The sequence below is a fragment of the Acinetobacter sp. YH12041 genome (assembly GCF_013419975.1).
In the GTDB taxonomy this organism is placed as follows: Bacteria; Pseudomonadota; Gammaproteobacteria; order Pseudomonadales; family Moraxellaceae; genus Acinetobacter.
Genome location: NZ_VOZC01000011.1, coordinates 57,951 through 80,881 on the forward strand (window position 1 = coordinate 57,951; position 22,931 = coordinate 80,881).

21 protein-coding genes are annotated in these 22,931 nt (G+C 45.4%); 3 read left to right on the top strand and 18 right to left on the bottom strand.

All coding sequences use genetic code 11. The features are described from left to right. Window positions 1-111: 111 nt before the first annotated feature. The 5 genes from ligA to FTU00_RS10180 all read right to left on the bottom strand — a co-directional run bounded on the left by ligA (window position 112) and on the right by FTU00_RS10180 (window position 8,402). Window positions 112-2,151: an NAD-dependent DNA ligase LigA gene (ligA, locus tag FTU00_RS10160; protein ID WP_180179656.1), complete on the bottom strand. Its 2,040-nt coding sequence runs from the start codon at window positions 2,149-2,151 to the stop codon at window positions 112-114. A gap of 96 nt (window positions 2,152-2,247) precedes the next feature. Continuing rightward, on the bottom strand, window positions 2,248-3,243 hold the full coding sequence (locus FTU00_RS10165) for a cell division protein ZipA C-terminal FtsZ-binding domain-containing protein (protein WP_180179657.1): 996 nt from the start codon (window positions 3,241-3,243) through the stop codon (window positions 2,248-2,250). A 1-nt stretch (window position 3,244) separates the two neighbouring features. Continuing rightward, window positions 3,245-6,697, bottom strand: coding sequence for a chromosome segregation protein SMC (gene smc, locus FTU00_RS10170; RefSeq protein WP_180179670.1), 3,453 nt, complete (start codon window positions 6,695-6,697; stop codon window positions 3,245-3,247). Window positions 6,698-6,708: 11 nt separating this feature from the next. Further along, window positions 6,709-7,404: a GntR family transcriptional regulator gene (locus FTU00_RS10175; RefSeq protein ID WP_034170647.1), complete on the bottom strand. Its 696-nt coding sequence runs from the start codon at window positions 7,402-7,404 to the stop codon at window positions 6,709-6,711. Window positions 7,405-7,598: 194 nt separating this feature from the next. Then, complete coding sequence (locus FTU00_RS10180) at window positions 7,599-8,402, bottom strand: sulfite exporter TauE/SafE family protein (RefSeq protein WP_180070302.1); 804 nt, start codon at window positions 8,400-8,402, stop codon at window positions 7,599-7,601. 27 nt (window positions 8,403-8,429) lie between these two features. On the opposite strand from FTU00_RS10180, the gene FTU00_RS10185 reads away from it, so the two are divergent. Both FTU00_RS10185 and FTU00_RS10190 read left to right on the top strand, forming a co-directional pair. After that, window positions 8,430-9,185, top strand: coding sequence for a biotin--[acetyl-CoA-carboxylase] ligase (locus FTU00_RS10185; RefSeq protein WP_180070304.1), 756 nt, complete (start codon window positions 8,430-8,432; stop codon window positions 9,183-9,185). 14 nt (window positions 9,186-9,199) lie between these two features. Further along, a complete protein-coding gene (locus tag FTU00_RS10190; protein ID WP_180179658.1) occupies window positions 9,200-9,940 on the top strand; it encodes a type III pantothenate kinase in 741 nt (246 codons plus the stop codon). Here the strand turns inward: FTU00_RS10190 and FTU00_RS10195 are convergent. The 3 genes from FTU00_RS10195 to ffh all read right to left on the bottom strand — a co-directional run bounded on the left by FTU00_RS10195 (window position 9,894) and on the right by ffh (window position 12,778). After that, window positions 9,894-10,499 carry an alpha/beta hydrolase gene (locus tag FTU00_RS10195; RefSeq protein ID WP_166136715.1) on the bottom strand — a complete coding sequence of 202 codons (606 nt, stop codon included), beginning with the start codon at window positions 10,497-10,499 and terminating at the stop codon, window positions 9,894-9,896. The two genes, FTU00_RS10190 and FTU00_RS10195, sit on opposite strands and share 47 nt — an antisense overlap. A gap of 137 nt (window positions 10,500-10,636) precedes the next feature. Continuing rightward, a complete protein-coding gene (locus FTU00_RS10200) occupies window positions 10,637-11,212 on the bottom strand; it encodes an alpha/beta hydrolase (protein WP_179992862.1) in 576 nt (191 codons plus the stop codon). Window positions 11,213-11,371: 159 nt separating this feature from the next. Beyond that, the gene (gene ffh, locus FTU00_RS10205; RefSeq protein WP_004783356.1) at window positions 11,372-12,778 is read right to left on the bottom strand and encodes a signal recognition particle protein; all 1,407 of its coding nucleotides are present in this window, start codon (window positions 12,776-12,778) and stop codon (window positions 11,372-11,374) included. Between the two features lie 138 nt (window positions 12,779-12,916). Here ffh and FTU00_RS10210 point away from each other — a divergent pair, with 138 nt between their 5' ends. Continuing rightward, window positions 12,917-13,726, top strand: a complete 810-nt coding sequence (locus tag FTU00_RS10210) for an inner membrane protein YpjD (RefSeq protein ID WP_004783358.1) — start codon at window positions 12,917-12,919, stop codon at window positions 13,724-13,726. Window positions 13,727-13,781: 55 nt separating this feature from the next. Here the strand turns inward: FTU00_RS10210 and FTU00_RS10215 are convergent, their stop codons facing one another. The 10 genes from FTU00_RS10215 to paaB all read right to left on the bottom strand — a co-directional run bounded on the left by FTU00_RS10215 (window position 13,782) and on the right by paaB (window position 22,920). Beyond that, window positions 13,782-14,561 (bottom strand): class I SAM-dependent methyltransferase, encoded by a 780-nt coding sequence (locus FTU00_RS10215; RefSeq protein WP_179993127.1) that lies wholly within the window; start codon window positions 14,559-14,561, stop codon window positions 13,782-13,784. Between the two features lie 141 nt (window positions 14,562-14,702). After that, complete coding sequence (locus tag FTU00_RS10220; RefSeq protein ID WP_179993128.1) at window positions 14,703-15,302, bottom strand: gamma carbonic anhydrase family protein; 600 nt, start codon at window positions 15,300-15,302, stop codon at window positions 14,703-14,705. 42 nt (window positions 15,303-15,344) lie between these two features. Then, window positions 15,345-16,286, bottom strand: coding sequence for a phenylacetic acid degradation operon negative regulatory protein PaaX (gene paaX, locus FTU00_RS10225; protein WP_034701554.1), 942 nt, complete (start codon window positions 16,284-16,286; stop codon window positions 15,345-15,347). Between the two features lie 60 nt (window positions 16,287-16,346). Further along, complete coding sequence (paaK, locus tag FTU00_RS10230) at window positions 16,347-17,639, bottom strand: phenylacetate--CoA ligase PaaK (RefSeq protein WP_180179659.1); 1,293 nt, start codon at window positions 17,637-17,639, stop codon at window positions 16,347-16,349. 58 nt (window positions 17,640-17,697) lie between these two features. Further along, entirely contained in the window at window positions 17,698-18,909 is a 1,212-nt protein-coding gene (gene pcaF / locus FTU00_RS10235) for a 3-oxoadipyl-CoA thiolase (protein ID WP_180179660.1), read from the bottom strand. A gap of 442 nt (window positions 18,910-19,351) precedes the next feature. Beyond that, a complete protein-coding gene (gene paaG, locus FTU00_RS10240) occupies window positions 19,352-20,143 on the bottom strand; it encodes a 2-(1,2-epoxy-1,2-dihydrophenyl)acetyl-CoA isomerase PaaG (RefSeq protein WP_180031824.1) in 792 nt (263 codons plus the stop codon). A 64-nt stretch (window positions 20,144-20,207) separates the two neighbouring features. After that, window positions 20,208-21,266: a 1,2-phenylacetyl-CoA epoxidase subunit PaaE gene (gene paaE, locus FTU00_RS10245; RefSeq protein WP_180179661.1), complete on the bottom strand. Its 1,059-nt coding sequence runs from the start codon at window positions 21,264-21,266 to the stop codon at window positions 20,208-20,210. A gap of 65 nt (window positions 21,267-21,331) precedes the next feature. Further along, window positions 21,332-21,832 (bottom strand): 1,2-phenylacetyl-CoA epoxidase subunit PaaD, encoded by a 501-nt coding sequence (gene paaD, locus FTU00_RS10250; RefSeq protein ID WP_180003062.1) that lies wholly within the window; start codon window positions 21,830-21,832, stop codon window positions 21,332-21,334. Window positions 21,833-21,860: 28 nt separating this feature from the next. Beyond that, entirely contained in the window at window positions 21,861-22,616 is a 756-nt protein-coding gene (paaC, locus tag FTU00_RS10255; protein ID WP_004783372.1) for a 1,2-phenylacetyl-CoA epoxidase subunit PaaC, read from the bottom strand. A gap of 16 nt (window positions 22,617-22,632) precedes the next feature. After that, window positions 22,633-22,920: a 1,2-phenylacetyl-CoA epoxidase subunit PaaB gene (gene paaB / locus FTU00_RS10260; protein WP_004783374.1), complete on the bottom strand. Its 288-nt coding sequence runs from the start codon at window positions 22,918-22,920 to the stop codon at window positions 22,633-22,635. Window positions 22,921-22,931 lie beyond the last annotated feature (11 nt).

Here is a 22,931-nt window from a genome sequence, read left to right on the forward strand (position 1 = left end):
GTCTATCCTCCCCCTCTCATTCACCTATAGTTTTGAACTAGCAATAAAAAAGACACCTCAAGATTCATCATCCTGGGTGTCTTTTTTATTTGAGTCATTGTTTAGAGCTAATTATTCTTCGATTTGCCCATGCTCCTTCATCAAAGCAATAAATTGCGCTTCATTGATCACAGGCACACCGAGTTTTTCTGCTTTATCGAGCTTAGAACCCGCTTTTTCACCAGCCACCACACATTTGGTCTTGCTAGAGACACTGCCACTGACCCGTGCACCTAATGCTTGCAGTAATTGCGTCGCTTCATCACGTCCCATAGAACTTAAAGTTCCAGTCACTACCCAGCTTTCACCATTCAGTGGTTGGCGCGTTGGTGCAATTGGCGCATCCCAATGAATACCGGCAGCCAACAAGCGATCCAATACTTCCAAGTTATGCGGTGCCTGGAAGAAATCAACAATCCATTCTGCGGTAATATCACCCACATCCGGTGTTTTCTTTAAAGCGTCTACATCAGCACTACGTAAAGCGTCGAGAGTCTGGAAAGTATTGGCCAGCATACGTGCTGTCGTTTCACCTACGCCACGAATCCCGAGCGCATAAATAAACGCTGCCAATGTAGTTTTCTTGCTGTTCTCAATCGAATCAATGAGATTTTGAACGGACTTTTCACCCATTTTTTCGATTTGCAGTAATTGCTCACGATGCTCATGCAAGTGATAAATATCCGACACATCTTTCAAAAGATTGAGATGTAACAGTGACTCCACCCAGCGATCGCCCAGACCTTCGATATCCATAGCCTTACGCGAAACAAAGTGACGGATGGTTTCGATACGCTGCGCCGCACAATACAGTTCACCTGAACAGCGTGCCAATGCTTCACCTTCTGGCATCACCACCGGAGAATCACAGACTGGACAGTTCTCAGGTAAATGCACTTCTACCGCATCGGCAGGACGAAATTCTGGCCAGACTTTTTCAACCTTAGGAATCACGTCACCACTACGATAAACACTGACGGTATCCCCGATTCTTACATCCAGACGGTGAATTTCACCAATATTATGTAGGGTCACATTAGAAACGGTTACACCGCCCACAGCAACCGGATTCAATCGTGCCACAGGCGTTAGAGTCCCGGTACGGCCCACTTGCCAGTCAATATTTTCAACGGTGGTCAATGCAGCCACTGCCGGGAATTTATAAGCAGTTGCCCAACGTGGTTCTCGGCTCAAGAAACCTAGTTTTTGTTGCTGTTTAAGGTCATTGACCTTAATGACCATACCATCGATTTCGACACTAAGCTTTGAACGTTCTTCAATGATCTGCTCGTAAACCTTTTGCACTTCCTGGATGCTACTGCAGATAAAATGACGCTCACCCACAGCAAAGCCAAACTGCTGTAGCCATTCCAGGCTGGCTGACATCGTGGTTTGACCATGATGCGGTACACACTGGGCAATCCCATAGGCATAGAAAGCCAAAGGTCGAGAAGCTGCAATATTCGGATCAAGCTGGCGTAAACTGCCGGCCGCGGCATTACGTGGATTGGCAAAAGTTTTTTCGCCTTTCGCAGCATTGGCTGCATTCAGGCGTTCAAAGCCAGATTTCGGCATCAGCACTTCGCCTCGCACTTCCAGTAATTCTGGAATCACGCCATTCACTGGAGACAGAAATTTCGGCAGGTTACGAATGGTTTTGACATTCTGGGTAATATCTTCGCCAGTTTCCCCATCACCACGAGTGACACCACGAACCAGTACGCCATGTTCATACCAGAGGGAAATTGCCAGACCGTCAAATTTCAGCTCAACATCGTATTCAATCTTTTGATTGGGTAAACGCTCTTCAATACGGCGTGCGAAAGCAAACAGATCATCCTGGTTAAACACGTTGCCTAAAGACAGCATTGGCACCGCATGCGTTACGGTCAGAAATTTGGAAAGTGCCTGACCGCCTACTTTAACTGTCGGTGTGTCTGGCTGCTGTAAATGTGGATATTGTTCTTCTAAAGCTTTGAGCTGATGAAAGAGCTGATCATATTCACTGTCTTCAATCGTAGGTTGATCCATCACATAATAAGCATGATTATGCTTGGCAATCAGTTGAATCAATTGACGCATTTGCGCAATGACAGTGGCATCTTGGGTCATAATTTCACCATAAAAAAGGGCGGAAAATCCGCCCTATACAATATTCAGCTTTTCGCTATTATAAAAATCGGATTCTGCAGATTCAATATTGGAATATTAAACTTCTGCAGTCTGTCCAGCACGATAATCAATCGCCTGATGACGCCAGAATTCACGTAATTGTGGGGTCATTTCCTGCTGGTTCTGATCATAAACCAGACCATCCACTTCACGCGCAATCAGACGTGAAATGCTGTCCATAGTATCGAAGGCATTCTGTACATCGCTATGCGGTAAAGCCAGGAAGAACGCCAGACCTTTCACTTCTTCAGTCGACAGAGTTTCTAAGTCAAAACCTTCCATACCGGTATCTGCCATACGTAATACTGAAAATAGCAGTTTCGAGCCATCTTCACTATAACGATGGAAACATGCCAGCTCACCATAACGCAGACCATATTTCAGTAAAACTTTTAAAGTTTTCTCGCCTGAAAGAGCTCGGCCTTGGGGATAAACATGCAATGAAATAATCGTTTCAGCAGTAGCCAGCGAACATTCTTCATCCACAATTTTTTGCTCATGTAGATGTGCATCCAGAATACTGCTTTCATCATTGAAGTCAGAAATTTCAGCTTTCTCAATATTGCTATTCAGGCTAAATTCGGCGGCTTTAGGCTCTTTTGCTGTTTCTGCTACTTCTACTGTTTCAGGCTTGCTTTCTTGTTCAGCTGACGTAGTGTTTTCTTCTGTTTTGGCTGCTTCCTCTGCAACCACCTGTGTATCGAGCGGACTTGCTGCTTTGGTTTCGGGCTGGACGGTTTCAGTCAAAGTTGGCTCTACTTTGGCTGCTTCTTTTTGTTCTGCCACAGGTGCAATGTTGTCTACTGCTTCTTCATTCAGGCTCGGTTCAACACGTGTAGCTGCCGGACTTTCTGTTTTAGACAGTTGAGATCGTACATGCCTTGGAATAACCGGAGTCTGGCTGTCAGGATCAATATGAAGATCCGCATCCAGTGACGGTACAGCCTCCGCAGGTTTTTTCAAGATCAGTCTTATGCCGAATAGCATAATCACAATTGCAATAACAATCCCGATAATTGTGGTGATTTCCATGTTATACCTCCGCAGCTAAGCCGTATTCTTTTGCCTGTTCCAAATTTACTGTCACTAATTTTGAGGTTCCCGGTTCAGGCATGGTTACACCTAAAAGATCAGTCGCCATCATCATTGCAAGTTTGTTATGGGTAATATAAATAAATTGCACTTGTTCAGAAAGCTCTTTGACTAAATTACAAAAACGTCCCACATTGGCATCGTCCAGCGGTGCATCGACTTCATCCAGTACACAGAACGGTGCCGGATTTAGTCGGAAAATTGCAAAGACCAGTGCTAATGCGGTTAAAGCCTTTTCACCACCAGAAAGCAATGCCAGTGAGCTATTGCGCTTGCCTGGTGGGCGTGCCATCAGTTTTACACCCGATTGCCATCCATCTTCAAGACTTAAACTCGCTTCACCGCCCTCAAATACTTTCGGGAACAGAGTTTGCAGCTCGGCATTGACCTGATCGAAGGTATTCATAAACAGCTTACGGGTTTCCTGATCAATACTTTTCATTGCTGCCTGCAGCTGTTCAACGGTATTTTCCAGGTCCTGAATCTGATGGCTGAGTTCGCCATAGCGTTTCGAAACTTCTTCATACTCTTCAGAAGCTGCCAGATTCACCGCACCCAGTTTATCGAATTGAGCCTGTGCTTTTTCCAGTTTAGCCTGATGTACTTTTACATCAATATTTAGCCCTGAAATTACTTCACTATTCAACTCTTTCAGTTGTTCTGAATAATGCTGTAAATCAGATCTGGCAGCTTGCCAAGCCAGACGTTTGGCTTCAAGTTCAGTACGCAGTTGTTCATCCTGCTGCTGGAAAGTATGGCGCTGCTCAGTCAGGTGCTGCTGCTTGCTCTGGATCTGATTCAGCTCGATCTGCCAGTCTGCCCAGGTTTTTTGCAGTTTTTCCGTGATCAGTGCCTGTTCATTGAACTGGCTCTGTAAAGCAGGTAATTCCAGCTGTACCGGATCGACAAACTTTTTGGCCTGTTCTATTTGCGCAATAATCTGCTGATATTGTTCTTTCAAAAACAGCTGGTCTTTTTCTAGCAGTTCAGCCTGCTGCTGGCTTTGTACTGTTTGACGGCGCAGTACTTCTAATTCCTGCTGCGCCTGCTGAGTGACTAGCTGTGAGTCTTCCAGCTGGGCATTGAGTTCTTCCAGCTGGAATTGCAAGGTTTTGTAATTTGGCAGTGCCTGTTCCAGTTTCAGATTCAGTGCATGCAGATCAATTTCCAGATCGTCTTTCTGCATCGCATCTTCTTCCAGTTGCTCGTCCAGTTGCTGTAACTGGTTCTGCAATTGCTGTTTCTGTACTGCAAAGGCCTGTGTCGCACTCTGGACTTTAGCAATATTCAGATCAAGCTGTTGTAACTGCTTTTGTGCCTGCTTCTGCTGCTCATTGATGCTCTGAATCTGGCTCTGTAAAGCTTTCACTTGAGCATTTAACTCAGGAAGCTGTTGCTCTAGATCTGCGAATTTTGGTTCAAGCTGAATCAGTTGCTGCTCGATTTCATCCAGACGAATACGATGACTCAGTGCCCCTTGTCCCGCCTGACTGGCTTCATCATAGTCCAGTGCAATCATCCAGTCGGGTCCGACATGATAGCCATCCAGACTTAAGATCGACTGGCCTGTATGCAACTGCGTTTGTAAACCAAGTGCCTGTTTAAAGTTCTCAGCTACGGCCACCTGTTGCCAGAGTGAGTATTGAGGCGCTTCAATCCAGTCTGCTAAACAAGGGAGTCCATCAAGCTGAATATTATCCTGTATCATCTGAGCTTTGAGCTGGCGTGCACTATTTTTCAAAAAATGCTCAGTTTCTTCTAATACTTGTGCAGAAAGCCATTTCGCCAGGAACTTTTCAATCAGGCTGGCATGAGCTTTGGCCTGTGGATTCAGCTTCAACACCTGCATTAACTGCACCGCATCCGCTTTGGCGTTTGGATTGGCTTTGGTCAGTAACTGGCTCAGGTTTTTCCGTTCTGAATGCAGTACCTGAATTTCTGATTTCATCTGTATGAGCAATTGCTGCTGACCTGCCTGTTCTGCCTGTAGCTGCTCAAGCTCAGTTTTCAGTGTTTTGAGCTGAGTCTCAAAGCCAGTGATTTGCTGTTCAGTTTCAGCTCTATCAGTCTGATACTGTTCCAGCTCATCTTGCTGCGCCTGCTGCTGAATTTGTGCTGCCTGCTGTTGCAAGGTTTCTTTTTGCTGTTCAATCCGGACAATATTTTTAGCCAGCTGTTCACTTTGCGCCAGCATTTGCTGTTTACGTTGTTGCTGTTGCTCAACCTGGGTTTTAATTTGAGCAAACTGGGCAGCAATTGTGCCTTGCTGGGATTTCAGATCAGTCAGACCCTGGTTTTGTTCCTGACTTTGACCTTCCTGCTGCTGCAATTGTGCAGTCTGATCTTCGAGTTGTTGATGCAGGGTGTCCAGTTGCAATTCAATCAGCTGTAAACGTTCTTTGGTTTGTGCTTTTTGTTCTTCCAGCTTCACCAGACTGCTTGAGTTCTGCTGCAATAAGGACTGCTTTTGCTGCAGGGTCATTTCCAGTTCGCTGAGCTTTTTCTCAGCCTGTTGCCATTCAGTTTGTAGCGGTGTGGACTGTTGAATCAAGCGCTGGAACAGTTCACTGGTCGCTCCCAGATCATGCTCAACAGTAGTCAATTCAGAACGTACCAGCTTAAAATTCTCGCCCAGCGTATTCATCTGCACAGTATATTCTTCTTGCAGACGCTGGCTCTGCTCACACTGGAACGACAGGATTTCAATCTTGATGGTACGGATCTGGCCTTCCAGTTCCTTATATTGAATGGCAGTTTCTGACTGGCGTTTCAAGGTTTTAAGCTGAGACTTGAGTTCAGAGGCAATATCTTCCAGACGCGACAGGTTCTGCGTCGTGTGATCCAGATGCAGCATGGTCTCGCGGCGACGTGCCTGATAACGGGAAACCCCGGCAGCTTCTTCAATAAAAACCCGCATTTCTTCCGGCTTGGCATCTACCAGACGGTTAATCATGCCCTGTTCAATAATTGCATAAGAACGCGGCCCCAGACCGGTTCCCAAGAAAATATCGGTAATATCACGACGTCGGCATTTAGTGCCATTCAGGAAATATTCAGACTTGCCATCACGGTTGACCTGACGACGCACTGCCAGCTCATTATAGGCATTATACGCACCGCCCAGCTTGCCATAAGTATTATCAAAACGCAGTTCTACACTGGCGATGCCCACCGGTTTGCGCTTGGCTGTTCCGGTAAAAATCACATCCTGCATGCTGCCACCACGTAGTTGGCGCGCACTGGACTCACCCATCACCCAGCGTATGGCATCAATCACATTTGATTTACCACAACCATTGGGTCCCACCACTGCAGTCCGGTTATCCTTGAAGTGTAAGGTGGTACTGTCAGCAAAAGATTTGAAGCCTGAAAGTTTTAAACTGCTTAAACGCATAGTGTCCTGATTTAACGTCGTGAGCGTCTGGCCCACGCGAGTTCAATTTGTTTCATCCGTGTCAGAGATTCCAACACAAGGTTGCGCAAGTGTCGACAAAAATCTTCCATAAATAACGTCGCCTGATGGGATTTACGAATTAAAATCGCCTCCGTCACCAGTTTAAATAATTCAAAAGATTCCTGTAGCTCACGTCTTGAAATATTCAGGGTCAGAAAATAGCTACGGCGTAAAGATGGCAGCAGTTCCTGATAGTAGCGCATCAGGTAAAGATTACCGACCATCTCCTGTTGCTGGGCCATTCCCTGAAAGATCAAATCATAAAACTTTTCGATATGGCCTTGGCGGGTTTCGGCTTCTAATTGTTCTAATAATAGCTGAATGCGCTCTGCCTCATGACTGCGCCAGGTCTCTGCCATGCGATGTACCATCTGCCCCAGCAATAAAGAGGTCAGGTCAAACAGGGCACGAACCTGCATGGCCGACATTTCCGAAACAATGGCGCCACGACGCGGGAAGATTTCAATCAGCTGGGTACGTTCAAGCAAGAGCAAGGCTTCACGGACTGATCCCCGACTGACGTCAAGTTCCGATGCAATTCTGAGTTCCTGGATGCGTTCGCCTTCAACCAGTTCACCCCGGATAATCTGTTCACTGATATGCTTGGCAATCTGTTCAGACAAACTGTGTGCTTCTTGTTGTTGCATACTGTTCCTGTCTTATTTTTATTGATGCAAATACAGTCATTCTGGATGACTTTTCAGTTATTAAACGGCTTTTTTGCAGAAAATACTTTGACATTGTCAGACAATCTTGTGTCTATACAGCCAACCCAGTCAAAGAAAAAGGAGAATAGTGACCTATTCTCCTCAAAAAATTTAGCTGATAAAAAATGAGTAGTTCAGGCAGTAAAGCCTTGATAGATAAAATACAGACCAACTGTAGTCAATAAGGCCGCAAAACATTTTTTTAATAGAACTGGTGATAATAAATGCGCCACTTTTGCACCAAATTTTGCAGTGATAAAACTCATCACACTAATACCAATAAACGCATAAATATGAATATAACCCATCGTATTTGGCACTTCGACTTCAGCTTTCTGACCAAACCAGATGAAACCTAAGGCACCAGCCACTGCGATCGGCAAACCGCAGGCAGCAGAAGTGGCTACTGCTTTCTGGATGACGACACCACAACGATTCAGGAAAGGCACAGTCAAACTGCCGCCACCAATCCCGAATATGGCCGATGCCACGCCAATGCCACCACCCGCTGCCAACTGTAATGCGGCTGAAGGCAATTTCTGATTCGGATCAACCTGATAATGCGCGCCTCTAAACATTCTGAATGCAATCCAGACTGCAAAGAAGCCAATCAGCAATTGCAGGCCTTGGCCCGATAAATAATCTGCAATTCCAGCTCCCAAGAATGAGCCAATGACCAGGCCGGGTGCCAGATTACGCACTACATCCCATAACACTGCCCCTCTCTGATGATGTGCCATCACCGAACTGATTGAGGTCACAATAATTGTGGCCAGAGAAGTTCCGACTGCCATATGCATAATCACGCTTGGATCGTACTGGAGCTGGGTAAAAACAATGTACAGAATTGGCACGATAATCAGACCACCACCAACGCCAAACAGGCCTGCGGCAAATCCTGCAATTGCACCAATCAATAAATATATGATTAACTCCATAACGACATTTACCACGTTTAGATTCAAATGGATGTAGAAACTCGCGAACTGCAGCAACGTTTAAGTCAAGCAGGCCAACTCCCTGAAGTATTGCTGATCAAGCCGATCACCACATCGACCAATGACGATGTCCGGGAACTGGCAACCAAAGGGGTACAACAGGTACTAGTGTGTAGCCGCGTGCAAACCCAGGGACGTGGACAGCGTCAACGTCAGTGGATTTCTCCTGAGGGGAACATCTATTTAAGCACATTGCTGCATACACAAAAAGTAATCGATGGTCGCCTGGCACTGGAAATTGCATTAAATATCCTGCAAATGCCAAGCCTAAAAGGACTGGACTTGCAGGTGAAATGGCCCAATGACCTGTACAGCCTGCAGGGGAAATGGGGTGGCATTCTGATTGAACCGATTTCGACTCAACAGGTGGTGGTTGGTGTCGGGATCAATATCAGCCCACTCATGGAAAGCATTCCAGACCAGCAGGTCACCTCTCTGACTGAATTGGGACTACAGCATGCTTCACGTGTAGATCTGATTGCCGAGTTGTATCTCGCCATTCAGCAAGCGGGTGAATGGTTTAATTACGGCAGTCAGAATCTACCAGCACGGTTTAACCAATATGCTGCATTTTTCCAGCAAACAGTTGAATTTACCGATATTCAAGGCCAATATTTCGGAACTTTCCTCGGCATTCAGGACGATGGTGCGGTCATTATCGAAACGGATGCAGGTACACAGACATTTTATCAGGGGCAACTCCGTCTTAAAAACGGCGGCTGAACAGGCATCATTCAATGAAAAAATTATGGTTGGATATCGGCAATACACGGCTCAAGTACTGGATTACTGAGCAGAACCAGATCATTGAACATGCTGCGGAAATGCATTTGCAATCTCCTGCCGACTTACTTTTAGGACTGATTCAGCACTTTAAAAGTTTGGGTCTGCATCAGGTCGGAATTTCTTCAGTATTGGACAAAGCGAATAATGTCCGTATTCAATCGATTCTGACCTGCCTGAACATTCCTGTAGTTTTTGCCAGGGTACAGGCACGCTATGCCGGTCTGATTTGTGGCTATGACGATCCTTCCCAGCTTGGGATCGATCGCTGGTTGCAAGTGCTGGCCGTTGCCAAGTCAACTCAGCAAAATTACTGTGTGATTAGCTGTGGGACTGCCCTGACCATTGATCTTGCCCAAGGTCAAAAACATCTCGGTGGTTATATCCTGCCGAATCTGTATTTACAACGCGATTCCCTGATCCAGAATACCAAAGGCATTAAAATCCCGGATGCAGCTTTCGAGGAACTCAGTCCTGGACGTAATACCATTGATGCTGTACACCATGGCATTTTATTCGGTCTGCTCAGTACCATTGAAAAAGTACTGCAAGATTTTCCGGCACAGCTGATCCTGACCGGTGGAGATGCTGCACTCTTTGCCCAGCATCTCGAACGGTTTCAGCCTATTATTGAACCCGATTTATTGCTTAAAGGCCTGCAGCATTTTGCAGATCATTTGCCAGACACAGTTTAAGCAGCTCGAGCAACTTTGAAAAATCTGCATAGCCATCCAGCTTGTTAAAATGCCCTGCATTTTTGATTTCAAAAATCTGTGCATTCAGGCTATGGCCCAAACGCAACGAAATCGGTGCAGGCACATAAGGATTATTGCTGGAAAGCAGCATTACAAAACGTTTGGCGCCATGTGATAAATTGTTCAGATCTAGCTTTACTGCCTGCACCATTTTGTTTAGTTCCGACCAGGCCACCAGTGGTGTATCAAAAGCTGCGACCAGCATTAGCCCGCCAATTTTCAATTGTGTACGGTTATAGTGTTCTTCGAGAAACTTTAGAGCACTTAAGCCACCCAAGCCATGCGCAACAATGAAACTATGCTCATCCAGGTACGGAATCTGTAGTTTCAGGTTGTGCTGCCATTCTTCCAGATCAGGTTGAAAAGGATTGGCCAGCATGATCCGTTTGGCCTCGAACCCGGCGTCTTTGATCTGCCGGCTTAACCACGGATACCAGTGGTCATTTGAGGTCGCCTGATAGTCAGGCACGATATAGACTTTCTTCGTTATATTTTTCATAGCATTGTACTTATTATATTGAGAGCAAAATGCTCCGAAAAAAATTAAGTTTTTAATTATTTATTAGCGGATGAAATTCAATATTCCTTATTCAACTTCACCCTGTCATCATTGAACCAATCTGTTCATCATCCTCCCTATTTAGTTGAAGATTGGATCAGATAAGGCTGAATCACTCGCCAGACTTCCGGCAGTTCAGTACAACCCTGCGAATTAATAAAATGCCCTTGATGTTCGGCACAGACTACGATTGCATCCAGACTTTCCGCTTGCTCCAGACTGAAGTCAGGCTGAACCCGATCATCACCTTCCGAATAAATCACTACACGTTCATCAATCTGACGTTTCAGTAAATCAAAATCTACTTCAGCCGCGTCAATGAACGGATTAACTTCTTCCAGACGTCCCAGTCGGCCATTGAAACCGGCCACCAAAACCAGTTGTTTGATTCTCTGATTTTTTAATTCGCGACTTAAATAATGTAATGCAGCCAGACAACCCAGACTATGCGCAATAAAAATACTGTTTTCGTCAATCCCGTCAATCTGTTCACGCATTTGCTGTTCCCAGACCTCCAGTTTTGGCGTAGTTGACGGGTCAAGTCTGAGTACTTTCAAGCTGACATGTTCCTGCTGGGCTTTTTCCTGAATCCATGGAAACCAGTTTTCTTCAGGACTTGCGGTATAGCCATGCACCACAATCACTTGAGTCATTAGATACATCCTTCTGTATTATTTTATTTCGAATGTTTTCGAGTCTGCCTGATTTTTCTAGAAATTTGGGTAAGCAAATGTTGTTTTGTTTAAACCAGATATAAAAGAAAATACAGACAATAAAAAAGGCGCTGTACGCGCCTTTTTTATTTAAAACAGTTATTTTTTGTCGTTGCCGCCGAACAGTGGGCCCATACCACCGCCACCGCCAAACTGTTTTTGCAGACCGCTCAGTGATTTCATCATTTTTGCCATACCCGACGGATTAGCAAATTTCTTCATCATCTTCGCCATTTGCGCATGCTGTTTAATCAGCTTGTTGACTTCTGAGACTTCCATACCGCAACCTGCTGCAATACGCTTTTTACGGCTTGGATTCATCAGGTCAGGGTTACGGCGCTCCTTGATAGTCATCGACTGGATAATCGCTTCCATTTTCTTCACTTGCTTTTCAGGATTCGCCTGCGCAATCGCATCTTGAATACCAGAATTACTCATGCCTGGAAGTTTGTCCAGGAAGCCCATCATGCCGCCCATCTTGTTCATCTGCTCGAATTGCATCAGCATATCTTCAAAGTTGAAGCTACCGCCTTTCTGCAATTTCTTCGCCATTTTCTCGGCTTTTTCTTTGTCGATTTTGCGTTCAACTTCTTCGACCAAAGAAAGCACGTCACCCATGCCCAGAATACGCTGTGCCACACGTTCCGGATGGAATGGCTCAAGAGCATCCAGTTTTTCGCCCATACCGAGGAACTTGATTGGCTTGCCAGTAATCGCACGAACAGACAGTGCTGCACCACCACGCGCATCACCATCAGTTTTAGTCAGGATCACACCCGTCAAAGGAAGCGCATCGTTAAATGCTTTGGCTGTATTTGCCGCATCCTGACCGGTCATGGCATCAACCACGAACAGGGTTTCAGTCGGATTAATCGCTGCATGCAGCTCTTTAATCTCTTCCATCATATCGTCATCGATATGCAGACGACCTGCAGTATCGACAATCAGTACATCGGCAAACTGGATTTTTGCCTGTTCAATTGCACGATTAACGATACTGATTGGTTTTTCAGTAGCACTCGATTCAAGGAAAATCGCGCCAACTTCGCCAGCCACCGTCTGTAGCTGCTTGATCGCAGCCGGACGATAAACGTCGGCAGACACCATGGCTACTTTTTTCTTTTGACGCTCTTGCAGGAAGCGCGCAAGTTTGGCTGCAGTCGTGGTTTTACCCGCACCCTGCAAACCGGCAAGCAGTACCACCACCGGTGGTTTTGCTGCAAGGTCAAGGCTTTCATTAGCCTCGCCCATCATTTTGGTCAATTCGTCATAGACGATTTTGACGAAGGCTTGCCCTGGTGATAACTGAGTCATCACTTCCTGGCCTAATGCTTCTTCCTTAACTTTCGCGATAAATTCACGAGTTACAGGTAACGCAACGTCGGCTTCAAGAAGTGCCATACGTACTTCACGTAACGTATCTTTAATATTGTCTTCGGTTAGCTGCCCTGAGCCAGTAACATTTCTTAAACTCTGCGTGAGTCGTTCTGTTAAGGTATCAAACATTGCAAAATCCGCTTAAAATAGCCAGTAGCAAAAAATTGTTTCTTAAAATAGAAAATTTATGCATAGAATGCTATAGGATACTGTAGTTCGCACTGAATTTATATAAATGAATATTCATCACCCTTAAAAAGGTTTGACATGCTTAGCCTACCCTTGGTTTACACGATCTTAGCATTAATCGCTTATACCTCCTCTTTTTGGTATCTGTTCATTCATTTAATGACTAAACGTACTCCAAATCAATGGTTTGTCGGCTTAACAGCTTTAGTTGGACTGGTACTGCATGCTTTGGTTTTATCAGGTGACATGTATACCCCGATGGGGATGAATTATGATGTATTTGCCTTACTTTCCTTTACGTCAGGGCTAATGCTGCTGCTAAGTATCATTTACAGTACCTATCGGCCGATTATTGCTTTAAACCTGATTGGTATCCCCGTCGCTGCAACCGGCCTAATTCTCGGTTTCAGTTTCACCCAGCCAGCGAAAGTCATTGCACAGAATTCTCTAGGCCTGGATATTCATATTATCTTGTCCCTATCTGCATACGCTGTGTTATTGATGGCGACGATTCAGGCCGTCATTTTGCGGTTTCAGGATCGTGAACTGAAGAAAAAACAGAAACGTCGGGTTTGGGTGAATCTGTTGCCCTCGTATCAGGATATGGAATCTTTATTGTTCGATATGCTGATGACCGGTTTCATTTTACTGACACTGGCATTGGGTTTTGGCTTCTTTACCATCGATAATTTCTTTGCCCAGCATCTGGCCCATAAGACTGCCTTTAGTATTGTGTCCTGGCTGGTTTATGGTGCATTACTGATCGGCCACTGGAAATTTGGCTGGCGTGGTCAGAAAGCAGTTCGTTTTACCCTGCTTGGGTTTGGCCTGCTGGCGCTCGGTTTTATCGGCTCCAAATTTGTGCTAGAAATGCTGTTAAACAAATAAGCTGATTGATCTTCGATCGGTATTATAAAAGCCCAGCTAAGACTGGGCTTTTTATTTAATTATCCTTTTCTTGATCTGGATTTATCCTTCCCACTCGTAGCGATAGCGGCCAACTCACCACCCGGGGCAATTCTGGATCTTCCCATTCTGGCAATAAGGCATCTGCCAGTACATTCAGCGGATTATGTCCGAGTGCCTGGGTGGCTGCTTTTACGGCTGACCAGGTACTCATATAGCCTATCAGTTGGTAAAAGTTCCACTCGACTTGTAATACCGGCGGCTGTACAGAAATTTCCTGAAATGGAAATGGCAGATTTTTGTATCCTTCATCGACATGGCGACGTTCAGGTGCCCAATAGGGTGCGATCGTCACTTCATAAAAATGTCTGAAATAATGATTCAGATGTTCTTCATCAATGCTGAATACCCCATAACTAATAAGAGCCAGAATGGCATTGGATTTTGCAATACGGCGAACTTCCGCATAGAACTTGTCCAGATCCAGCCAATGGGCAGCTTGTGCGACTGAAATCAGATCTACACTCTGGTCAACACATGGGATTTCTTCGGCTAAGGCCTGATGATATTGAATTTTCGGATGAGGTTTGGCCTGTGCGATTTGTTCGCTACTCGCATCAATGGCAATGATCTGATCAAAATAATGCGCCAAAACCTCTGAAAACTGTCCTGAGCCACAGCCGACGTCTAAAGCCAATTTGGTACTCGTTGATAGCTCTGCCAGCATCTTCCCCAAAGTGTCCGGATAATGCGGGCGAAACAAGGCATAATCTTGGGACTGCTGGGAGAAATGGTCTTTAAATTCCCGCCTTTCCATCTGCACTTTCCTGACCTGTTTTCTAACAGCTTAACTCGATCCAGAAAGGCGACAATAGTAATTTGGTTTCATTTCCAATAATTTTTAAAACTAAAAAATTAGCGTATTTAAATTATCTAAAATTTTTAAACATCAGCTAGTTTAACTATTTTGCTTGATTTGATAATCCGCTTTAAAGTTCTGATAACTACGTCGCTCTGCGGAATTTTCGGTTAAAGCTTTTACTTCCTGCATGGTATTCAAGCAACGTGCAGTGAGCTGGATATATTGCTCGGTGCCATGGCTTTTCCAGGCAATTTCTTTTTCCTCTAAGGGACGAACTACTTTCGCCGGACTGCCAAGTACCAGATTATTTGCTGGTACTTTGAATTTAGCCTTGACTGTACTGTTGGCCCCAACAATGACATTCTCCCCGATTTCGGCCTCATCCAGAATCACACTATTCATACCGATCAGGGCATTTTTTCGTACCACGCAGCCATGCAGAATGGCACCATGACCGACATGGCCATATTCTTCAACCAAGGTCACACTGTCCGGAAATCCATGGATGGTACAGGAGTCTTGGACATTGGCATTTTTCTGGATATGAATCCGGCCAAAATCGGCCCGCAGCGAAGCGAACGGACCAATATAAACTCCGGCTTCAATGATCACATCACCGATCAGCACAGCCGTAGGATGGATATAAGCTTCAGGGCTGACGACAGGAATCACCCCATCAATCGCATAACATGGCATAGACTCCTCCTTGAGCTATTACATTCATGATTTTTTAAAATATTAAAAAGTCAATTCCGGCTGCTTTAAGCCACCAAAACGTTTATAAAATTGTGGATGTGCAGGTGGCATAAGGCCTTCCGCTGTCCGGGCAGTCTCCAGGAAAAACTCATCTCCTGCTGCAAATACTGCCTGATATAGATTGGTACTTAAGTTACGTGCAATCAGTGACAACCAGTCTGTTGGTAACAGTTCAAATGGCAGATTCGGGTCTTTCAGTAAAATACGGCGATACTGGTGGATCAGCAGGATACGGATCTGAAAGGCTTGTACTGGATCCAGTTCCTCTTCATTTTCCACCAGATAGAAAAATTCACGGAAATCACTAATAAATTTTTCATAACGCTGATGCAATTCCGGGATTGGCCAATTGGTTTCAACCATGCGTTTAATGGTCGGATAAGATTCCTGCCAAAGCTGTAAAGTTTCAGCACGGAATACTACCACCTGATCAGTCATCTTGTTATTCAGTAAAAGGTTTTGCAGTTTCTGCTGATCACAACCCGGATAGGCCATGACATTGGTCGCGATATTGGCAAAGCCTAACCATTCCAGTTCTTTTTTTAGTATCTGTTTATTTTCCAATTCAACTGAACTGAGCAGAACCAGATCCCATTTCTGATCCCATTCATTATGCTGGAAGCTGTAAATCTTTTGGTCTGCGGTAATAAAACGCTGACGGCTGCTTTCGGTAATCCGGTAATAACTGGTGCGGCCAATCTTTTCTGAACTCAGCCAGCCATTTTGTACCAGACGGAATACAGCGGTACGCACAGAACGCTCATTGAAGCCAAATACATCCATCAGCTGAATCAGGCTGGCAAGACTAATGACTCCCCCACGGTGATAAATGCTGTCACCAAAAATCGTCATTACCAATGAGGTTCCACTGAGGGTCTCATTCTGAATGAAATCATCAATTACTTGTTTTAATTTCGGATTCATTATGTTCAATTTACCTTGTCAAAGCCGGATGACAGACCTGAGCCTGTCATCCAGACGTATTTAAGCGGACTTTCGGATATCAAACACCCGCTGAGCCTTACCTTCAGAACGTGGCAAGCTACCTTCCGGTAAAACTTCCACACTGACACTAATCCCGACCATGGTCTTGATTTGTACTTTCAGCTGATTTGCCAATTGGTGTGTCATATTTATAGCACTATCTTTACGCATTTCGGTACGAATATGCAATGTATCCAGATGACCCTGTTTACAAATCTGAATCTGATAATTTGGAATAAGCTGCGGAATATGCAGGATTTGCTCTTCAATTTGTGATGGGAACACATTCACACCACGAATAATCATCATGTCATCACTGCGACCGACAATCTTATCCATACGACGCATGGTACGTGCTGTACCTGGCAATAAGCGTGTCAGATCACGGGTACGGTAACGAATCACCGGCATACCTTCTTTGGTAATAGTGGTAAATACCAGTTCACCTAATTCACCATCAGATAATACTTCACCAGTTTCCGGATGGATAATTTCAGGATAGAAGTGGTCTTCCCAAATGGTAGGTCCATCTTTGGATTCCAGACATTCCATCGCCACACCTGGCCCCATCACTTCAGACAGGCCATAAATATCCAGTGCATCAATACCCAGACGTTCTTCGATTTCACGGCGCATTTCATTGGTCCAAGGTTCTGCGCCAAAGATCCCGGTCTTGATGGAACAATCCTTGGCAGTCCCGAATTTTTTCTCCAGACATTCAATAATGTTCAGACAATAAGATGGTGTGACCATTAAAGCTGTTGGCTTGAAATCATGAATCAATTGTGCCTGTTTGTCGGTCTGGCCACCTGACATTGGAATTACGGTGGCACCCAGACGTTCTACCCCATAATGTGCACCCAACCCGCCAGTAAATAGCCCGTATCCATAAGATACCTGAATCGTATCTTTACTGCTGAGTCCGGCTGCACGTAACGAGCGTGCCACAACATTGGACCAGGTGTTGATGTCATTCTGGGTATAACCGACTACAGTAGGCTGACCTGTGGTTCCTGAAGAAGCATGTACACGGACAATCTGCTCCTGAGGCACAGCAAACATGCCAAATGGATAGTTTTCGCGCAGATCCTGCTTGGTGGTAAAGGGGAATTTTGCCAGGTCTTCCAGTGATTTCAGATCATCGGGATGCACACCAGCTTCATCAAACTTTTTCTTGTAAACTGTACTGTTCTGATAGGCATGCTGCAGCGTTTTTTTCATACGTTCCAGTTGCAGGCTACGTAATTCATCCACTGAAGCGGTTTCAATCTTTTCCATTGCATTGTTATTCATATTTTGCTCCTGCTGCAGTCATCCTGACTGCTGATGTTCCTGTTTTTTAATTCAGTCCTTAAGCCACATTTTCCATAATCAGTGCGACACCCTGTCCAACACCGACACACATGGTACAAAGGGCATATTTTCCTTGTTTACGCTGTAGTTCTTTCATCGCAGTAATCACCAGTCGTGTACCACTCATACCAAGAGGATGGCCGAGAGCAATGGCACCACCGTTCGGATTCACTCGTGGATCATTATCCTGAAGGCCCAGCTCACGTAGTACTGCAAGTGACTGTGCAGCAAAGGCTTCATTCAGTTCGATTACATCCATCTGTTCCAGACTGAGCCCTGTCTGTTTCAATACTTTCTGCACTGCTGGTACTGGACCAATGCCCATATAGCGCGGCTCTACACCGGCACTGGCAATTCCAATCACACGTGCCAGCGGTTTCAGGCCATGCTGTTCTGCGAACTGCAGGTTACCCAATAACACACAGGCTGCACCATCATTCACGCCAGACGCATTACCAGCAGTTACCGAACCACCTTCCTTTCGGAATGGCGCTTTAAGAGATGACAGTTTTTCTAAGGTAGTATCGGCACGTGGATGCTCATCTTCAGCAATTACCTGAGTAGAGCCTTTAGCACCCTTGATCTCTACTGGCAGAATTTCTGCCTGGAAAATACCATTCAGCTGCGCCTGTGCAGTTTTTTGTTGGCTGCGGTAGGCAAACAGGTCCTGGTCTTCACGGCTGATCTGATATTTTTCAGCCACATTTTCTGCCGTTTCCGGCATGCTGTCTACGCCGAAACCAGCTTTGAATTTTGGATTGATAAAACGCCAGCCAATAGTGGTGTCATAAATTTCCGGAGTACGGCTAAAGGCTGCTGTCGGCTTAGACTGTACGAATGGCGCACGGCTCATCGATTCCACACCACCCGCCACTGCGAACTGCGCTTCACCCGATTTAATCGCACGTGCTGCCAAACCAACAGCATCCAGACCGGAAGCACAGAGACGGTTTACGGTAATCGCCGGTACGTTTTCCGGCAACCCAGCCAAAAGGGCTGCCATACGCGCCACGTTACGGTTATCTTCACCCGCCTGATTGGCACAACCTAAAATCACTTCATCGACTTCTGCCCATGGCAGGTTGGGATGCTGCTGTTTTAAATACTGGATCGGCAAAGCAGCAAGGTCATCAGTACGAATACTGCTCAAACCACCTGCGTAACGACCAATTGGGGTACGAATACCGTCAAAAATATAAACATGTTCCATCGTTCTTGTTCCTTAGCTCGCCATACCTCAGTCTGTTGGCGATACTTGTTGCGCCTGTCCTAGCGCTGTCTGCTTAGTTCAATATATACCAGGTTGTATCACTCTTCACCAAAAATACGATACATATTTTTTAATATTTGTAAATTCCTGACATATTAAATTCCATTTACTCATCCAAATCATTTTTTTGAATAAAAAAAATAAAAAATAATTCAAAAATCAACAGCTTGAGTAGAAAAATAGTGCATAAATCTATATTTTCAGATTTCATTTACTATCAGGGTACTACTACATATAACATAGGACCTAGCTAACCATCAGACCAAATAGGTATCATATTCATACCTGTCAGGAATAATTCAACTCGACCAAGTTGCTAAGCGATAACTGAAAGGAAAAAATCCAACAACTTTGAGCCGAGTCAAATCCTTCTCCGGCAGATTTAGCAGCCCTTATATTGTGGTGTGCGTTTTTGCATAAAGGCCTGAACGCCCTCACGATAATCATTAGAACGGCCCGCCAGACGTTGCAGATCCCGCTCCAGAATCAGTTGCTCATCCAGATTATTGTCTGCAGCGGCATGAATCGCTTTCTTGATCAGGGATAGACCATAAGTCGGCTGAGTCGCCAGATGTTCAGCCATTTTTTCAGCTTCTGCTTTTAACTGATCATCTTCAACTACCTGCCAGATCATGCCGAGTTGCAGTGCACGTTCAGCCGAGATTTTGTCACCCAGCATCGCCAGACCCATCGCTTGGGCACGGCCAACCAGGCGTGGTAGGAACCAGGTACCCCCTGAATCTGGCACCAGACCGAGACGGCAGAAGGCCTGAATAAATGAAGCAGATTTCGCTGCTACCACGATGTCACAAGCCAGAGCAATATTGGCACCTGCACCCGCTGCTACACCATTTACGGCACAGATCACCGGTTTTGGCATTTCAGTAATCAGTTTAATCAGCGGGTTGTAGTATTTTTCAATGGATAAACCTAAATCTGGAGCATCAGCATTTGGATCTACTACACGGTCGTTCAGGTCCTGACCAGCGCAGAAACCACGACCTTCTGCAGAAATCACCACTGCGCGAATTGCTGAATCTTGCGCCCAGCGTTTTACGACAGAAGATACTTCCTGATGCATGGTTTCATTAAAACTGTTGAGCTGTTTTGGACGATTAAAAGTCAGGTAGCCCACTGCATTTTTTTCTTCAACAATAATTGTTTGGTAATCCATTACACACCTTTTAAGTTTCTATTTCGTTCATGCATTTATCTGCATGGTGCTTAATTTAAAATCTTTACTCGTCGAAACTGAGACGAACATTTCGAGTGGTTGGACGCGCCTGACAGCTCAGCACATAACCTTTCTGGATTTCTTCTTCTTCCAGGCTATAGTTGATTGCCATTTCCACTTCACCTTGCAGCACCTTACATTTACAGGTTGCGCATACCCCGCCCTTGCAGGCATATGGCAGATCCGCACCAGCACGTAAAGCCGCATCCAGAATGCTGTCATCCTGTTTGGACACTTCAATGATCAGCTCACGACCATCCAGAATGATGTTGACCTTTTCCTCGGTACGGCTTTCGATCTGCTGCGCAGAGGCTTTTGGTGCAGTACCGGTATTAAAGCGTTCGGTGTGAATTTTGCTGCGTTCGATCCCAAGGGTTGGCAATACGGTTTCTACCGCATTCATCATTTCTTCAGGACCACAAGCAAAGCAGTGATCAGTTTCTGCTGGAATCAGGCCCGCCTGGAACAACTGCTGCAATTTTTCTTCATCAATACGACCATTGAAAATCTCGCTGTCATTTAGCTCACGCGAGAAAATATTGATCAGTTGCAAACGCTCTTTAAAGCGGTCTTTCAGATCCATGATCTGTTCAGAGAACATGGTCTGTTTCCAGGAACGGTTACCATAAACCAGTGTAAAAGTGGCATCTTGCTTACGGCTCAACACTGCTTTGACAATAGACAAAATTGGTGTAATGCCACTACCTGCAGCAAAACCCAGATAATGTTTACCACCAGTCTTGGCCGCTTTCTGGAAAAACACACCTTGTGGTGGCATCACTTCCAGTACATCGCCCACTTTCAGGTTTTCATTGGCCCAGGTTGAGAACTGGCCTTGATCAATTTTCTTGATCGCAATACTCATGTCTTCATCACTATCGCTACAGATCGAATAGCAACGGCGCAATTCTTCCTGTTCTGTAAGATGACGGATGGTCAGGTGTTGGCCCGGCTGATACTGAAAATTTTCGGCATGTTCCGGACTCAGTTCAAAAGCAATGCAAATTGCCTGTTCAGTCTGAGGCTGAATCGATTTAATGGTTAACGGAATAAATTGGCTCATTTCAAAATCCTTCTTAAGCTGTGGCGATCTCACGCTTTATTGTTATGGCTTGTGCGCTTAAGCCCTTAAATACATTTAAAATAGTCAAACGGCTCCAGGCATTCCTGACATTTGTACAGCGCCTTGCAAGCGGTTGAACTGAATTCACTGAGTAATCGGGTGTGGTGGCTATGACAATGTGGACACTGGATACCATCACTAAGTGCGACATGGGTACCGCAGCTATTCGATTCGCCTTTAGGTGGAGCAATACCGTATTGCTGCAATTTATGTTTACCTTCCTCACTCATCCAGTCAGTGGTCCATGCTTCTGACAGATCGACCACGACTTTGACCGGCGTCAGCTCATGTGCTGCAAATGCCTGGGTGATTTCCGCCTTGAGCAGATCGGTTGCCGGACAGCCACTATAAGTGGGGGTCAATCGAACCACGATTTCATCCTGTGGGTTGATCTCCACTCCACGAATCATGCCCAGGTCAAGGACTGACAGGACTGGAATTTCCGGATCGGAAACCTGTGCCAGGACCTCCCAGCATTGATCTTCTACATGTCTAATCAAGTTCATGCCACTCACTCCCTGTGATGTGCTGGATTTACCAGTTCATGCCTGGATAGCTGCGCTGCATATATTGCAGTTCCGCCAGTACATAACCCAGATGTTCGGTATGTAGTCCCTGCTTGGCGCCACTACGGTAAGCACCACTTTCTGGCAAGCTCAGTTCAAAACGTTGCAACTCAGCAGATATGCTTTCCAACCATTTCGGTTTCAGCAGTTCCACATCCGGAATCAGGTGAGCATCAACCAGCTGACGTTCATCTGCAGTCAGGCTGAACAACTCTTCGGTAAAACGCCATAGCTGATTCAGACCATTCTGGATTTTTTCATGAGCTTCTGCTGTACCTAAGCTCAGGCGTTCCATCCATGAGGTTGAAAAACGCAAATGGTATTTCACTTCTTTCAGCGACTTGATGGCGAATGAGGAAATCTCTTCATTCCTGCTATTGCTCAGGGCTGCAAACAGCAAAGCATGGTAATGATCCATCAACCACTGACGTACGATAGTTTGACCGAAGTCATTATTTGGCTGTTCGCATAGCAGTAAGTTACGGTATTCACGCTCGGTACGGAAATAGGCCAGTTTATCTTCATCACGACCTTGCCCTTCAATTTCACCGGCTAGACTCAACGCGGTACGTGCCTGACCCAGCAGGTCCAAACCGATATTTGCCAATGCAATATCCAGCTCCAGCTCCGGTGCGTGACCGCACCACTCTGCCAGACGGTGTGAAAGGATGAGCTGGCTGTCGCCAACATGCAGTAAAAATTGTGCCAATACCTGATTCGTCATTGCTCTTTCCTCCACCTTACATGTGTTCGATGCCATCTGGAATGTGATAGAAGGTCGGATGACGGTAGACCTTGTTCAATGAAGGATCAAAAAACTCCGATTTTTCATCTGGTTGAGATGAGGTAATTAGTTCAGATTTCACGACCCAGATACTTACACCTTCATTGCGGCGGGTATAGACGTCACGGGCATTTTGCAGGGCAATTTCATCATCAGGAGCACGCAGGCTGCCGACATGACGGTGGCTCAGACCCTGTTTGCTGCGAATAAATACTTCGTATAAAGACCAGTTATTCTTGTTCATTTGCATATCCT